10 protein-coding genes are annotated in these 14,986 nt (G+C 62.6%); 7 read left to right on the forward strand and 3 right to left on the reverse strand.

Annotation, left to right across the window (positions count from 1 at the left end; translation table 11 throughout):
* Window positions 1-59: 59 nt before the first annotated feature.
* Both PLU72_14010 and PLU72_14015 read right to left on the reverse strand, forming a co-directional pair.
* The gene (locus tag PLU72_14010; GenBank protein HOT29297.1) at window positions 60-4,580 is read right to left on the reverse strand and encodes a PAS domain S-box protein; all 4,521 of its coding nucleotides are present in this window, start codon (window positions 4,578-4,580) and stop codon (window positions 60-62) included.
* Window positions 4,581-4,628: 48 nt separating this feature from the next.
* Window positions 4,629-5,696 carry an adenylate/guanylate cyclase domain-containing protein gene (locus PLU72_14015; GenBank protein ID HOT29298.1) on the reverse strand — a complete coding sequence of 356 codons (1,068 nt, stop codon included), beginning with the start codon at window positions 5,694-5,696 and terminating at the stop codon, window positions 4,629-4,631.
* Window positions 5,697-5,919: 223 nt separating this feature from the next.
* Here PLU72_14015 and PLU72_14020 point away from each other — a divergent pair, with 223 nt between their 5' ends.
* The 7 genes from PLU72_14020 to PLU72_14050 all read left to right on the forward strand — a co-directional run bounded on the left by PLU72_14020 (window position 5,920) and on the right by PLU72_14050 (window position 13,250).
* Window positions 5,920-6,771, forward strand: coding sequence for a substrate-binding domain-containing protein (locus PLU72_14020; GenBank protein HOT29299.1), 852 nt, complete (start codon window positions 5,920-5,922; stop codon window positions 6,769-6,771).
* Window positions 6,772-6,774: 3 nt separating this feature from the next.
* A complete protein-coding gene (locus PLU72_14025; protein HOT29300.1) occupies window positions 6,775-7,167 on the forward strand; it encodes a hypothetical protein in 393 nt (130 codons plus the stop codon).
* Complete coding sequence (locus tag PLU72_14030; protein ID HOT29301.1) at window positions 7,164-9,089, forward strand: CHASE2 domain-containing protein; 1,926 nt, start codon at window positions 7,164-7,166, stop codon at window positions 9,087-9,089. The genes PLU72_14025 and PLU72_14030 overlap by 4 nt, the downstream gene beginning before the upstream one ends.
* A gap of 73 nt (window positions 9,090-9,162) precedes the next feature.
* Window positions 9,163-9,795: a FecR domain-containing protein gene (locus PLU72_14035; protein ID HOT29302.1), complete on the forward strand. Its 633-nt coding sequence runs from the start codon at window positions 9,163-9,165 to the stop codon at window positions 9,793-9,795.
* A 17-nt stretch (window positions 9,796-9,812) separates the two neighbouring features.
* A complete protein-coding gene (locus PLU72_14040) occupies window positions 9,813-11,282 on the forward strand; it encodes a hypothetical protein (protein HOT29303.1) in 1,470 nt (489 codons plus the stop codon).
* A 58-nt stretch (window positions 11,283-11,340) separates the two neighbouring features.
* Window positions 11,341-11,847 carry a hypothetical protein gene (locus PLU72_14045; protein HOT29304.1) on the forward strand — a complete coding sequence of 169 codons (507 nt, stop codon included), beginning with the start codon at window positions 11,341-11,343 and terminating at the stop codon, window positions 11,845-11,847.
* Window positions 11,844-13,250, forward strand: coding sequence for a hypothetical protein (locus PLU72_14050; GenBank protein HOT29305.1), 1,407 nt, complete (start codon window positions 11,844-11,846; stop codon window positions 13,248-13,250). Before PLU72_14045 ends, PLU72_14050 begins: the two co-directional genes overlap by 4 nt.
* 69 nt (window positions 13,251-13,319) lie before the next feature.
* Here PLU72_14050 and PLU72_14055 read toward each other — a convergent pair whose 3' ends face one another.
* Window positions 13,320-14,819: an MFS transporter gene (locus tag PLU72_14055; GenBank protein ID HOT29306.1), complete on the reverse strand. Its 1,500-nt coding sequence runs from the start codon at window positions 14,817-14,819 to the stop codon at window positions 13,320-13,322.
* Between the last annotated feature and the right edge of the window lie 167 nt (window positions 14,820-14,986).

Genomic DNA, 14,986 nt, shown 5'->3' on the forward strand with positions numbered 1-14,986 from the left:
GCATCGAGTATGCGAGTATACGGGATGAGTGTCGTGTTCCTTTTGCGACGAGTAGCAATTCACGTTCTTCGGGCCAGGCGCGCCTCGAGCGCGCAGTCGAGTATCGCCAGGGCCTTGTCGAAGTCATACGCCCGGATCGCCTCGGCCATGCCGGGATATTCATTCGGAAATGCCGTGGAAAGCAGGTCTTTCCGCTCGTCGAGCAGGGCGAAGACGGTCACGTCGGAGTCCTGGAGCAGCACCCGGAGGCGCCCGCATACGTCTCGGAGGGCCGCGTCGTCGACCGGAATCCGTTCCTCTTCGCGGGCCGGCCGGCTCTCTTTGACGGCTTCCAGCGCCGACACCACGGTTGCCAGTTCGGCCGCCGTCTCTTCGAGCAGGGCATCGACGGTCTCGCTCGCCTCGTCCGACGCGCACGCGCGCTCGAGTTTCTCCGCCAGGGTCTGAACGCCGATGGCGCCTATGTTCCCGGCGGTTCCCTTCAGCGTGTGGGCGCACCGGATCACGTCCGCCCTGTCGCCCCTCCTGCGTGCACGCTCGAACTCGTCCCTGAAATTCCTGTTCGCCTCGCGAAAGCGAATCAAGAGTGACCGATATAGCGTGGCATTGCCCATGCTCGTGGCGATGCCGCGGCGCGTATCGACGCCTTCGAGCGACGGCAGTTCCGCGGCACCGTCCGTCCGGGACGGGACGCGCGCGATCACGTGAGCTCCCGATTTCGGCGTGATCCACCTTGCCAGAACCCCGAACATCGAGGCGACGATCAGCGGCTTGGCGATATGGTCGTTCATGCCGGCCTCGAGCACCTTCTCCCGGTCGCCGACCATCGCGTTCGCCGTCATCGCAATGATCGGCAGGTCACGAAACGCCGGCATTCTGCGAATTTCACGGGTCGCCTCGTAGCCGTCCATCACCGGCATCTGGCAGTCCATCAGGATGCCGTCGAACTGGTCGTCTTTCGCCAGGATATCGAGGGCTTCGCGGCCGGTTTCGGCGATGACGGTCTCCATGCCGGCCTGGCCGAGCAGTTCGACCGCAAGCTCCTGGTTCATCGCGTTGTCCTCCACCAGGAGAATCCGGGCTCCGTTCAGCTTCGCCATGTTGCCCGAGAGCGATTCGCTCCATTCCTTGGAGCGGCCTTCGACGGTCGAGGCCCGGCGGCCGAGAACGTCTCCGATCGAGTTCAGCAGGAGCGACGGCGTCACGGGCTTGCTCATGACCCTGAGCGACGCCACTCCGGCGCGCTCGGCGTCGGCCCGGACGTCTTCCCGCCCGTAGGAGGTCACCATGATCACGACGGGCGACTTGGCTGACCGGGAGGTCCTGATCCGCCGGGCGCATTCGACCCCGCTCATGCCTGGCATCATCCAATCCATCAGGATGAGGTCGTATGACCGGCCGTCGGCCGCGAGCCGATCGATCATCTCGATCGCCTGGAAGCCGTTCTCGGCGGCATCGACGTCAAGGTGCAATCCCGCGGCGATCGCCGACAGGATCTCCCTGGCGCTGGCATTGTCGTCGACGACGAGCACGCGCAGCCCGGCCAGTTCCTCGGCCGTGAGCGCGGTCCGGCTGCGCTGGTTCTCCTGTAGGCCGAGCCGGGCCGTGAAATGGAAGGTCGACCCTCTGCCCGGCTGGCTTTCGACCCAGATGCGCCCGTGCATCATCTCGACGAGATGCCGCGAAATGGCCAGGCCCAGGCCGGAGCCGCCGTATTTGCGTGTCGTCGAAGCGTCCGCCTGGTTGAACGATTGGAACAGTTTCGCCTGCTGTTCCGGGGTCATGCCGATGCCCGTGTCCCGCACCCAGAAATGGAACTCGGCGGTTCGCCCGTCGACCGGTTTCGAGTCGACGCCGATGATGATCTCGCCCCGATCGGTGAACTTCACCGCGTTGTAGCCGAGATTGAGGAGCACCTGGCTCAGCCGCAGAGGATCGCCGACGAGCGCATTCGGAACGTCCGGACTGGTGTCGAAAAGGAACTCGATCCTCTTCCCCTCGGCCTTGACGTCTATAAGACTGGCTATATTGTCAAACACGTCGTCGAGCCAGAAGTCCGTCGTCTCCATGGAGAGCTTGCCGGCCTCGATCTTCGAGAAGTCGAGAATGTCGTTGATGATGCCCATCAGATTCTCGGCGGCGCGATGCACCTTCTCGATGTAATTCCGCTGACGCGCGTCGAGGCTGGTCTGGAGGGCGAGCCGGGACATGCCAAGGATCGCGTTCATCGGGGTCCGGATCTCATGCGACATGTTCGCGAGGAAGTTCGACTTCGCCTCCGTGGCCGCCTCCGCCATCTCCTTGGCCGCCGACAGGGCCTCTTCGACCTTTTTCTGCGGGTCGAGGTCCATGTGTATGCCGACCAACCGCTTGCCCCGGCCGTTCACATCGCGCTCGACGCATCTGGCGATATTCAAGACCCATTTCCAAGCGCCGCTTTTCGTCTTCATGCGCAGTTCGCAGCGGTATTCCGGGGTCTTTCCGGCCAAGTGGTCCTGGCTGGCCTGCCAGACGCGGTCGAAGTCATCGGGATGGACGAGCGCTTTCCAGCGCCGGGAACCGCTTCCGCCAAGGGCCGTCACCTCGTCGGGCGTGTATCCGAGCATTTCGGCCCAGATGTCGTTGATGATCATTTCATCGGTGTCGACACGCAGGTCCCAGAGGCCCAGCCTGGCGCCCTTCAGGGCCATGTCGAGCCGCTCGCGGCTTTCCATCAGTTCCTGTTCGACCGTCATCTGATCCGTGATGTCCTGGGCGACGCCGTACATGTCGGTCGGCCTGCCGACGCTGTCCCGAACGAGAAAGCCGAGCGCGTGAATCCACACGATCTTGCCGTCGACGGGGCGCCTGTATTTATAGATGGCGTCATATTTCGGGTACCGCCCCTCGATCGCCCCCTTGAAATTTCTGTTCGCTTTTCTGGCCAGATCAGGGTCGGCGGCTTCGACGTTCGCGAGCCACTCTCTCTCGAGATGATACCGGAATCCCGGGTTCGGAACGTCTCCGTAGATCTTCACGGCCCGTTCCGAAGAGTTGTAATACCCGGAGCCGTCGAGCGGAACGTGCCAGTATCCCGACTTCGTCAGTTCGAGCGCGTTGTCGGCAAGGAAGTTCGCCCGGGCGATTTGCTCGCGGGCTTCATTCCGGGCGGCCAGATCCCGCTGGCTCGTGATGACGGCGGCCTTTCCCTCGAGGAATACCGGCACCAGCGTAACTTCGCAGGGGAACAGATGCCCGTCGAGCCGTCGGTGCAACCAGTCGAATCGCACCATCTTCCTGGTTTCCAGGGCCTTGAGCACGTAATCCCTGCTCGCGTCGCTCGAGAGCCGCCCGTCGGGCTGGTTTTCGGGAGACAACGGAGGCCGGCCGGCATTCATGCCGAGGAGCTGTTCCGGAGCGTCGACTCCGAACATGACCGCCGCTGCAGGGTTCGCCTGGATGATTCCATCCTCGAGAGTGAAGACTTCCAGGGCGTCATGGGAATGCGTGAAGAACGCCCATGCTCGCTCCTCCGCGACTTTTCGTTTGGTGATGTCACGAAACGTCACCACCGCCCCGAACCGTTTGCCGAACCGGAAGATCGGAGACGACGCATAATCGACGGGGAAGGAGGTCCCGTCTTTTCTCCAGAAGACTTCCGTATCCCCGCGGAAAGCCTCATCTCGATATAATGTTTTATATATCATGCATTCTTCATTTGGATACGCCGTTCCGTCCGCATGAGAATGATGAAGCAGTTCGTGGGAGTTTCTGCCCGTCACCTCCTCGAGACGGTCATACCCCGTCAGCCTGAGAAACGCAGGGTTCGCGAAGGTGATGTTTCCCTTCTCGTCGATGACGAAGACGCCGTCGGCCGTGTGCTCGAGCAGGAGGCGATTGCGCTCCTCGCTTTTGCGGAGCTGCTTCGTGCGTTCCCTCACCAGGGATTCGAGCCTGCTTCGGGAATCGCGAAGCTCCCGTTCGTCCTCCTCGTGCCGTTTCAAGAGCCGGGATTTTTGGAGATTCACATACGCCGTCTGCGAGAGGAGGTTCGCCGTCACCGAGACGGCCGCCGCAACCTCGCCCAGCCGTTCCACTGACATGATCGGGATCTTCTGCAACGCCGCGCGGTAGGCTTCGGGATCGGCGCCGATCGTTTTTCCGTACGCGAGCAGCTGCTCGTCGCTCGTTTCCGGCGCCCGCACCTGACCGATGCGCCAGACCGCGAGGTGCTTGCCGCCGACCGAGATGCTGATCCCCGCCTCGAGTTTGCCGCAGGCGGGACACGCGACGATCGGCCGTTCCGGGCTGAATCGGCCGAGCTGCCGTTCGGCTGCCCGGCAGTTGGCCAGGCCGATCTCGGTTTTCCGGATGATCTCGGCGCACAGATGGGAAAACCCGCTCGGACGGGTTATGGGCGTTCCGTCCGGAAGCGTGATGATCGAAGCCAGTCCCATGGCCGCGGCGAACGAGTCCTGCATCCGCTGGATTTCCGCGAGATCGAACAACTCCTCGAACCGGAGATTTTCTATATCTTTTTCTATACTTTTACCGGGAACCGTCATATGGGACGGTCGGGGGATAATGTTTCGTCTGGACATGGAGCCTCCGGCCCTCTCGTTCGCGTGTCGAAGCGGAAGCGCGTCGGATCAGGAGACGGTCAGCTCAAAGAGCCTGACGACGCCTTTTCCATCGAGTTCGATCGATCCGCGGGGCGAGAAGGCATACGCATCTTTCACCAATTCCCAAGTGGCGTCCGAAACGACCAGCGTCATCGGTTCGGCTGCCTTTTGAACCCGTGACGCAATACTGACACCGTCGCCGAAAATGTCGTACAGGTAGCGGTTGCGACCGACAATGCCGCCGACGACGACGCCGGTATGCAAACCGATGCGGACTCTCCAGCGTTTCCCATGTTCCCGGTCGTACAGAGCGAGAAATTTCAGGAAGTCCCGGGCGACGCGGACCATGATATCCGCGTGTTCGGAATTCCGGGCGGGCATGCCGCAGACGGCGAGGTAGGTGTCGCCGCTGGTCTTGATCCGTTCGGCGCCATGGCCGGCGACGATGCTGTCGAACGTGGCGAAGATGTCCGTCAATTCGGTGATGAGCTGACCGGGCAGGGTCGCCTCATCACTGAAGCCGGGTTCGATCAGCTCGGCGAACATGATGGTCACGGGGTCGAACATTTCCGGCGCGCTGAAGCCGTGGATCTTGATATCCTGGATGATCTTCCGCGGCAGGATATTCTCGAGAAGCCGCTCGACTTTCCGCTGCTCGCGCTGAAGGAGAAGGTGCGTATGCACGCGTGCCCTGACGACCGCCGGATGGAACGGCTTGGTGATGTAATCCGCCGCGCCCAGTTCGAACCCCTCGATCTCGTTGGCCGCCTCGTTCCTGCCGGTGATGAAGATGACGGGAATGTGGGCCGTCTCGGGGTCGGCCTTCAGGGCCCGGCACACCTCGAGGCCGTCCATCTCGGGCATCATGATATCGAGCAGGATGAGATCAGGCTGGGGCTTCCGCCTTGCGATCTCAAGCGCCTTGCGTCCTTTCACGGCCGCCTTGATCTGGTATTCGCGCTCGAGAAGGTTGCGTATGATCTCGATATTCTCGGGAGCATCGTCGACGGCGAGAATGCACTGTTTCTCACCGGAGTCGGCGAGTCCCTCATGAGCCAGGGATGGTATGCCCCGGGTCGTCTCTGGATCCGTCATCTCAATAGCCTCTTCATATACCGCGGCCTCGGAGGACCGTGTCCTCGCAGCCGGATGTTTGTCATATCATAGTATCCCGCCTCCTCTCATCCGTGCAAGGTTTCAGCTTTCACCCGGGATGCGACAGCGTATGACGCGGCGCATATACCGTAGCTTGCAGGTTCCTGTAGATATGAGTATAGTATCAACCGCCAGACACGTCATTTTTCCGGAGGAGCTCCTCATGCAACGGATCCCCCGTCCGCTCTTTCTCCTTCTCTCCACGGTCGTCTGCCTGTTCGTCACCGGGGCTTCGTTCGCGATCGACGCCCCCGCCGCTCCGGCGAAAGGCGGCTCGCTCATTCTCGCGACGACTACGTCGACGCAGGCCACCGGTCTTCTCGACGTGCTGCTGGCGAAATGTGTCGAAGCGACCGGCATATCGGTCAAGGCGGTCGCCGTCGGCACGGGGCGAGCTTTCGAACTCGCGAAGAACGGGGATGCCGACGTGGTGATGGTCCACGCGCGCGCCCTCGAGGACGCCTTCGTCGCGGAGGGCTACGGGGTTCATGCATATGATTTGATGTATAACGACTTCATCATCGTCGGTCCTGCATCGGACTCGGCCCTGGCGAAAACGGCCCCGTCCGCTGCGACGGCGTTCGGCCGCATCGCGAGCGGGTCTGCGAAGTTCATCTCGCGCGGAGACTCATCGGGAACGCACGAGCGGGAACTGGAGATCTGGAAGGATCTCGGGTGCGCCCCGGCGGGCTCCTGGTATGTCGAGGCCGGCCAGGGCATGGCCGAAACGCTGAAGATGGCCGACGAGATGCAGGCCTACACGCTGACCGACCGCGCCACCTGGCTTTCGATCCGATCGAAGCTCACCCTGGCGGTCGCCTACGCGAAACCTGAAGAGTTGAAGAACGCCTACGGCGTCATCGCGGTGAACAACGCGAAGGTCGCCTCTGCGAAAACAGACCTGGCCAAAGTCTTCATCGACTGGTTGGTCGGGCCGCAGGGCCAGGAGGTCATCAAAAACTTCAAAGTCGACGGGGAAGAGCTCTTCCACCTTTCCGTCGGAAAGCGCAACTGAGCCATGAAAGCACGCACCCTCGCCCTTACGGCATGGTGTCTCCCGTTCGCGCACGCATGGGGCGCAGAGCCGACGGCCGCTCCGGCCCTTCTGAAGCGCCCCCTGCCCGCGTCGGTAATCGGCTCCCTGGTACGCGCGAACCACGGCGGGGCGACCTTTTACGAACAGGATTACGTGAGCGAGAGCGAGATCGCCGAGATCACCGACTGGCTGAACGCCCCCGACACGGCGACCGGCAGTTTCCGCATCGACCCGGCGAAAAACCGCGTCATTCTCGCCTGGCAGCGTGACGGTCAGCCCCTCACACCTGCCGATGGCCTCATCCAGCTCGTGGTCGAGTATGACCAGTTCGCCGGCCGCTTCTCCCACCGGAGCGACCGCATCGAGATCGAGTGAACTCCACCACGCCGACCCCGAACGGAAACGGGGAAGAGGTCACCTGGCCCCGGCTCGAGTCGCTTCTTGGGCGGAAGCGGCTGGTATCGTGGATCGCGGCGGCGGCGGCGGTCCTGCTCGTCGTTGCGGGCTTTCCCGATCTCGGAGCGGGATTTGACCGGGCTGCGCTGGATCTGGTCACGCGGCTCGCCACGCCCTGGCGGGCGCCGCATCCTGACCTGGTCATCGTCGGGATCGACACCGAGACCCTTGCCGCGATTCCAGATCGATGGCCCTGGCCCCGAGACCGGTATGCGCGGCTCCTCACGGCCATCGGGGGGGCGGGACCGCGTGCGATCGTGTTCGACATCCTGCTGCAGCACCCCGAACCGGCTGACGGCGGAGCCGGCGATCGCGTGCTGGCCGAGACGCTGCGCCGGCTGGGAAATGTCCATCTCATCTCGCTGCTTGAGCAGCAGGAGACCGAGTTCGAACGGCGGAAGCGGCATTTCCGCAGCGCTCCCCTCTTTCGGCAGGCCGCGGCAGGTGAAGGCTTCGTCTGGGCCTGGGTCGATCCGGACGGGATCGTTCGCTCCTTCGTTCTCCGCGACGAGCAGATGGAGCTGAACAGCTGTGCGTTGTCGATGGCCCGTCTCCTGGGCTCCGAACCAATCTCACTGCCCCAGCCCGATGAGGAAGGCCGCTCCCGTGGCCTGATCGCCTTTGCCGGCCGCGGTGGCGTCGCCCCGACGCTCTCGGCGCTGGATTTCCTCGAAGGCCGCATCCCGGCCGGGGCGCTCGCCGGGAAAACGGTGTTCCTGGGCGTCACGGCGCCGATCCTCCATGATTTCCACCGCACCTGCCACGGACTGATGGCGGGAACGCGCCTGCTGTCCGCCTGCACCGACACGCTGGCGCAGCATCGCCTGATTCTCCGGCACGAGGGCCGCGGCTGGCGACTGGTGCTGGTCCTTCTCGGTTTCCTGGCCGGCGCCGGCCTCATCCGGGCCCGGCCAGCCCGTCCCTGGGTGGCCCTTGCCGCCGGCACCATCCTCGGCGGCCTCGGCTGGGCGGTCGTGCTGTTCGCCGCGGGCCATGCCCTGCCGCCGTTCCCTCTGCTGGCCGGGCTTCTGGTGGCCGGACTGTCCAGCATCGCCCTGTTGCGCCTCGTGCAGCTCCTCTCGCTGCAGACCCTCCAGGCCGAAGCGGCAGCGGCAGGCCAGGTCCAGCGGCAGCTGTTTCCCCCACCCGTCTGGAATAGCGGCGAGTATATCAGTTTCGGCTGCTGCCAGCCGTGCAGCGCGGCTGGCGGGGATTACTTCGACGTAATCCCGGTCGGCGAAGAGGAGACCGTGTTTCTGGTCAACGACGTCGCCGGCCACGGGATTGGGGCGGCGATGGTCGCCTCGATGCTCAAGGCTGCAATTACCACGCTGCAGGACCGGGAATCGTTTTCCCTCGGCCAGGCGGTGGACCGGCTGAACGCGCTGCTGTTCCGGCTGTTCCACGGCCGGAAGATGGTGACCGGTGTCTTCTGCCGGCTCGAACACCGGACACACCGGCTCACCCTGATTTCGGCCGGGCATGTTGCAAGCATGATCGTCCGCGCCGGCGGCGCGGTTGAGGAGCTCGGAAAGCCCGGACTGCCCCTTGGTGTACGGGCAACCACGCGTGTCATACCGGTTGAAATGGAATTTCTTCCCGGGGACACCCTGGTGTTGTATACTGATGGGGTGGTCGAGATGATCGACCGCCAGGGAACCCCGCTGGGCTACCCCGCCTGGAAGGAGCTGCTCGCAGCCCGGGCGCCTCTCGTTCCGGATACCGAGACGGTCGGGGAGCTTCTGGCGAAGGTGCGGGCGCACGGGCAGGGGCTCGAGGCGGGCGATGACGTGACGCTGCTCCTGCTCCACCGGCAGGCGGCCCCTGCCGTGACCGTATGAGAGAACGATGGAAAAACGGAGGATTGAGATGTTCGGGCCAAAGTATACACATAAGCATATATCGTTGTTTATATTGTCTAATCTGCATTCCGGCTTTCGTGCGATCCTTGCCGTCTGTTTTCTGGCCTCGATCCTGATTGCTGCGGGATGTGGCGGAGGTGGCGGGACTTCCCCCGTTGCATCGCTGAAAGCGGTTCAGGGTAAGGTCGAAATCCGCCCTGTCGGCGCATCGACGTTCGCCGCCGCGGCTGCCGCTCAGCCGCTTGTCGCCGGCAGTGCCGTCCGGACGGGCGAGGACGGACAGGCCCAGATCCAGTATGCCGATGGAACCGACGTGGCCATCCAACCCGAAACCTTTTATGAGATCAAGTCTCAGAACTCGCTCGGCCGTCAGGAGTCGGGTTCGGCGCGGTATCGCGTCACGCCCCAGAAGAGCTCCGTCGGCGTCGAGACGCCGCACGGCGTCACCGCCGTTCTGGGCACCGTGTTCCGCCTCGACGTCACGGCCCAGCAGACCGTGGTGACCCTGCAGGAAGGCAAGGTGCGGTTCACCGCCGCCGCCGGCGGTTCGGTCGATTTGGCGCCGGGCCAGCAGGTGACGGCTCCCGCGGGAGCCGCTCCGGGCAAGCCCGCCGAGCTCGATCCCTTCACGCTGGAATCCCTGTTCAACCCTGGCAGCAAAGCTCCCGCTATCAATCAGCGCTGACACCCGGGAGGAAACGCATGATCGCCTCCGGCCCGCACTCCCCCCGTCGCGGGGTGGCTCTTCCCATCGCGTTCCTGGCCCTGATTCTGGTCATCGGCATGGTCACCTCGATCTCGACGATGAACCAGGGGCTCAAGAGCCAGGTGTTCCATTCCAGCAACAATCAATGGTCGTTCCTGCTTGCCTATTCGGCCATGTCCAGACTCGTGGCAAAGATCCATGCCGGCGCCTGGGCACAGCGCCCCTTTGCCTCCGCGCCCTACCGGGAAACCGGGGTTCCGCTGCAAGGGGGGACGTATGACCTGTTCGTCGAGAACACTCCCGGCCACCCGTTTCAGGCCGACATCTACGTCAAAACCTCGCTGGCCGGCACATCGCGGCTGTATTTCTGGCGCATCACCTTCAACGACGATCTGCTCGACGTCTCGAATCGGATCATCGTTGAGTTTTTCAAGGCGGGTGAACCGGGCGATTTCCCTGCGACTGCAGGCCCTTCACGCTTCTCGAAGCTCGTCGATGATCTGCTGACCGAGCGGGCGGCGAACCAGAAAAAATCCGACGAGATGGCCGTGACGCTCGGCCCGGTGACGACCGTGAAACAGGCATTGGAGCAGCTCGGGGGCCGGCAGCCGCCTCCCTTTACGAAGAGTTATCCATCAACCCCCGGCGACACCCTTTTCCCCAACAGGCCGGCGCCCACCTTCCCCGTCGTGGCTCCGCCCACCAACGGCGAGGTGCCCACCAGCCCCGGTCCCGGTCCCTCGACTCCCCTTCCGGGCGCCCCATCTTTCCCGACGATGCCCACATCCCCCATTCCCACGGACGCTGCGATGTTCGATCTGAACAATCAGGTCAAGACGATCAAGGATACGGCGAAGCTCGCGAACGAGAAATACAACTCGGGGAAGGACGTTGCCGACCAGGGAACGGGAGGCAACTGGGCAGAAGCCAATCCGATCCTGAATGAAGCCGAGGAAGCGCGCTACAAGGCCATGGCCGGGATGAACGAGCTGGTGTCGCTAGCCAGCACCAACCTTCTGAACGCCCCAAGTGCAGAGGCGGCACGCGCAACCGAAGAAATGGTCTCCTCCACGATGATCACGGCGTATCAGGACATCGTTTCTGGCGTTTCCCGTGCCTTCGAGGATTTCGGCAAGAGCAAGGAGATCACGGCAGGTCTGACGACATCGGCAGCCGCCCAGGAGCTCCTCGACGGTTGGGTCGGGACGCTGGAGGGACTCACCAAGTCCCAGCAGGCCACGAACGAGCTGATGGACAAAATCGACACGTTTTCCAAGACCCCCGAGGTCGCCAAGGCTCAGGCAGATGCGGAAAAGGCTCTGCAGGACGTGGTGGATTCGGTGAAACAGGCCATCGAGGACGCCAAGGCGAAGCTCGCGGAGCTGAAAGCCAAGGAAGAGGCTGAAAAAAAAGCCAAAGAAGAGGCTGAAGCTGCCGCAAACGGCGGCTCGCAAGGGGGAAGCTGACGTGGTGAACGACATCTCTTCGGCTCTTCCTCGACGTGGTTCGCGGAACAGTGCCGGCGTGACGATGATCGAGCTGCTGGTCGCGATCGGCATCGTCGTGTCGGTCTCGACGATCGGCATGCGGTTCATGCAGTCGGTAGGCAAGTCGCAGAAGGCAATGTCGGCCCAGACCAACCTGCAGATGGAGGCCCGGCGCGTCTTCGACAAAGCCGTCGAGCAGATCCGGGAAGGAACGGAACTGGTCCGGCCATATACCGGCGAGACGCTTTCCTACCTGATTTTCAAGGATATCGTGAACTGCACGACCATCCTGTATCTCGAGCCGAACAATCCTGCATCGGAGAAGCTGAACCGACGCGTATTCAAGCTTCTTTCGTATCGCACGAACTATACCGGCACATATGATTCCCGGAACGAGAAGGTGCTTCTCGACTCGGTTCGCGGGATGACCTTCACAAGTCTCTCGCCAAACAGTGTCCAGGTCAACGCAACCGTCCTCCATGAGCAAGACGAGTTCCAGTTTCTTGCTCATATCGGCCTGATGAACCTGGGAGGGCTCGAATGAAGCGTCTGCCCCGCCACGCCGTGACCCTCGTCGAGATTCTGGTCGGTCTCGGGATCCTGGCCGTGATCGGAACCATGCTGGTTTCCACGCTGCGTTCCGGCCGGAAGGAGATCCAGTTCTCTTCAGATCATCTGAACGCGATCATTCTCTCGCAGAAAGTATTCGAGGATCTGATCGAGGAGATGGCGATGAACCCCTACGGTCTCGAAACTCTTGGCGTGGAGGGCACGTCGCCCGTTCCCCAGGAGATCACAGACGGGCGCTCGGTGTTCTTCTCCTATATCGAGGATCGCAGGGAGCCCTGGGGCTTCATCGACCCGGTCGCCGACGGTTCTATAGGACCTCAGATGAAACCGCTCTATGACGACATCAAAAAGTTCAAGTTCGGCCTGTCGGGAAACAGGATCGCCCCACCGGGAAACGGCGAAGACAGCAACCTCGTCATGTGCAGGCTGGGCTTCTCCTGGCAGACCCAGACGGGAAAGGGCGAGTTCGAATCGACCTGCCAGCTGTTTTCCCCGGCCGAGGAAAAGAAAGCCGATCTGGCCGCTGCCGTCGACGAGCCGGCGCTCGACGCCCGCATTCCCGCCGAGGTGTATAGCCGGCCGGGCAAGACGATTCCGGAACTGGCGACGGAGATCGGGGAAAACGTCGAGACGATCCGGGCGCTCGGCCGAATCGCCCTCCTGACGCAGGATTTCGTCGACTCCGAGGGGTTCCGGCGCCAGAAGGAGAAGATCGCCGAAGCAAAGCAGCGGCTGAGCCTGACACCCGCCACGAGCCTGGACACCCAGTATGAATACCGGCTCACCCTCGCGCGCCTTTGGTATGATCTTGCCAAGCGGTGTTTCCAGGTCGTCGCGTATCTGGTGCCCGCCTTCAACGAGTTGAAGCAGCAGGGCCGTTTCACGGCCGGGACGGGAAGCGGCTTCGATCCGATGGCGCTTCAGGGCCAGCTGCAATCGTATCGGATCATCTACGAGCATTTCGCGGGCAGCCTGATCCAGTCGCGTTACTATTATTACAGCCTGCTCGAAAGCGATCTGAGCCAGTACAAAGGGGGCAAACGCCAGCTTCAGACGCTACAGAAGCTGATGGACATTTATCGGGTCGTCGCCATCCTGCCCACGCGGCCGCAAGGCGCCCAGGAATACCGGAGTTTCCTGGAGCGGATGAAAACGCTGGGCCGGGGCCGCAATCCTTTTCTCGTGCGGCTTGTGGACCAGGAACTGGTGTTCGTGCAGTCCCCCTCGCAGTGGTATGACCGGCTCCCCAACCTGAAACGGATTGCCGCCATCCTCCAGGATCAGATTCCCGGCATTCTCGGATTCATCCGCGAAAAAAGCAATGCCGCCGTCACCGGCAATTCTCCGGCCAGTTCGACCGCATCCACCGGGAGCTGACCGGCTTCACCCCACGATCACATCCCTCGGAGGCTCCCATTTGTCTGAGATGGTTCGGGGGACATCGGCTCATGAGGCTTCGGGCTTCTTGCCTCCGTGGTGGGCGCCGGCTTCGATCCAGTTGCGGGAGAGGATCAGGCCGACCGGTGAGATGCAGGCGATGACGCCGTAGATCAGCCACATCGTGCTCGAATCGTGGATGACGAGCAGTTTCATCCATTCATTCAACGGCGCCTCGGCCCAGCTGCCGAGGAAAAAGGTGCCGATCGACTGCGGAATGCCGAAGAAGCTGTAGATGCCGTTCATGTCGGGCGGAGCCGGCACGAACCAGCTCAGCATGAATCCGGAGTATAGGCCGGTGGTGAACTTCGCCAGGAACCAGGGGATGCCGGCCAGGCCCATGTAAGCGCCGACTTTTCCCTCGGGCGCAAGATCCGCGACATATTCCAGGAACCGCGACGACCACAGCGCCTCGCCAAGCGAGAATAGAAGCACGTAGAGAATGAGCATGGTCAGGTCGGGGCCGGGCACGAGAATGAACGTCGTGGCGGCAGACACGGCCGAGCCGATGATCATCATCGTGATGACGCTGACCTCGCGGGTGAGCGCGGCGATGAGCGGCACGAAGATGACGATGATCGTCGGGTTGAGCGCGTTGATCCATTCGAACTTGGCGCCGACCTCGGTCGGGAAACAGCGGAACACGTAGTCGGGCATCGTCAGGAACTGGTGCGCAAACAGCGTCCGAACCGGCAGGAGAATGAAAATGAAGAACATGAACCTGGCGTCGAGGAAGGGAAGCTCCATCAGCTTGTCCTTCCAGGTCTTCGGCGCCTCGTCGGCGGCCGGCTTCGGCGGCTCGGCCTTCGCGTTCGGATCCCGCCAGCGACACTGTTCGTCGACCGAGCGGGTGAACATGGCCAGGTGCGCCAGGGTGACGAGGCCGGTGATGGTCACGCAGACCCAGAACACGCCGTCGATCCCCCAGCCGAGGCCGTTGAGACCGCCGAGGAAATGCTCGTCGGTGCGCACGAACGGCGAGATGAACCCTTCGGCCATGATGCCGAGGTTCATGATCGCATAGAGCAAACTATACCCGATCGTCGCCGTGCGCGGGTCGGTGTATTCCTTCGTTCCAGCATACAGCGCCGGCTGCAGCACGCCGGAGCCGAACGCCATCAGCAGCAACCCCAGCCAGGCGAGGCTCCATCCCGCGTAGGACTCGCCGCCGTACGGCGCGATGACCGTGAACACACGACCGGCCAGCAGCATCAGCAGCGAAAGCGTCAGGGCGTTGCGCACCCCGAGCCTGTCGGAGATGAAACCGCCGCCGAACATGAACAGCGTAACCAGCCCGGTGAAAGCCGAGACGCTGATCCCGACCATGGCATCCGGCATGCCGAGGCGGGTGCCGAGGAAGCGCGTCAGCAGGGTCAGAATGCCGAAATACGCGATCCCGTCGGCGAAGTTCACCAGGTTGACGAGCCAGAACACCTTCGATGCCCCGAAGAGAATCTTCAGGGACTCCATCAAGGTCAGTTTTTCATTGTCATTCGCAGTCGCTTCCATCCGTCTCTCCGTTCTCTGATTCGATGCGCGGCAGCGTCGTCTCGGGCGGCGCCCCTCACAAACTGTCCGCGAAAGTTTACTCCAATTCCCCCGATTTGTCTTGCACCGTCTGTCGTTCACCGGGGCAAGACCATCCGTTGCCAACCCTCTGAGCCACGACGCACGGC

The organism is Candidatus Ozemobacteraceae bacterium (assembly GCA_035373905.1).
Classification (GTDB): Bacteria; Muiribacteriota; Ozemobacteria; order Ozemobacterales; family Ozemobacteraceae; genus MWAR01.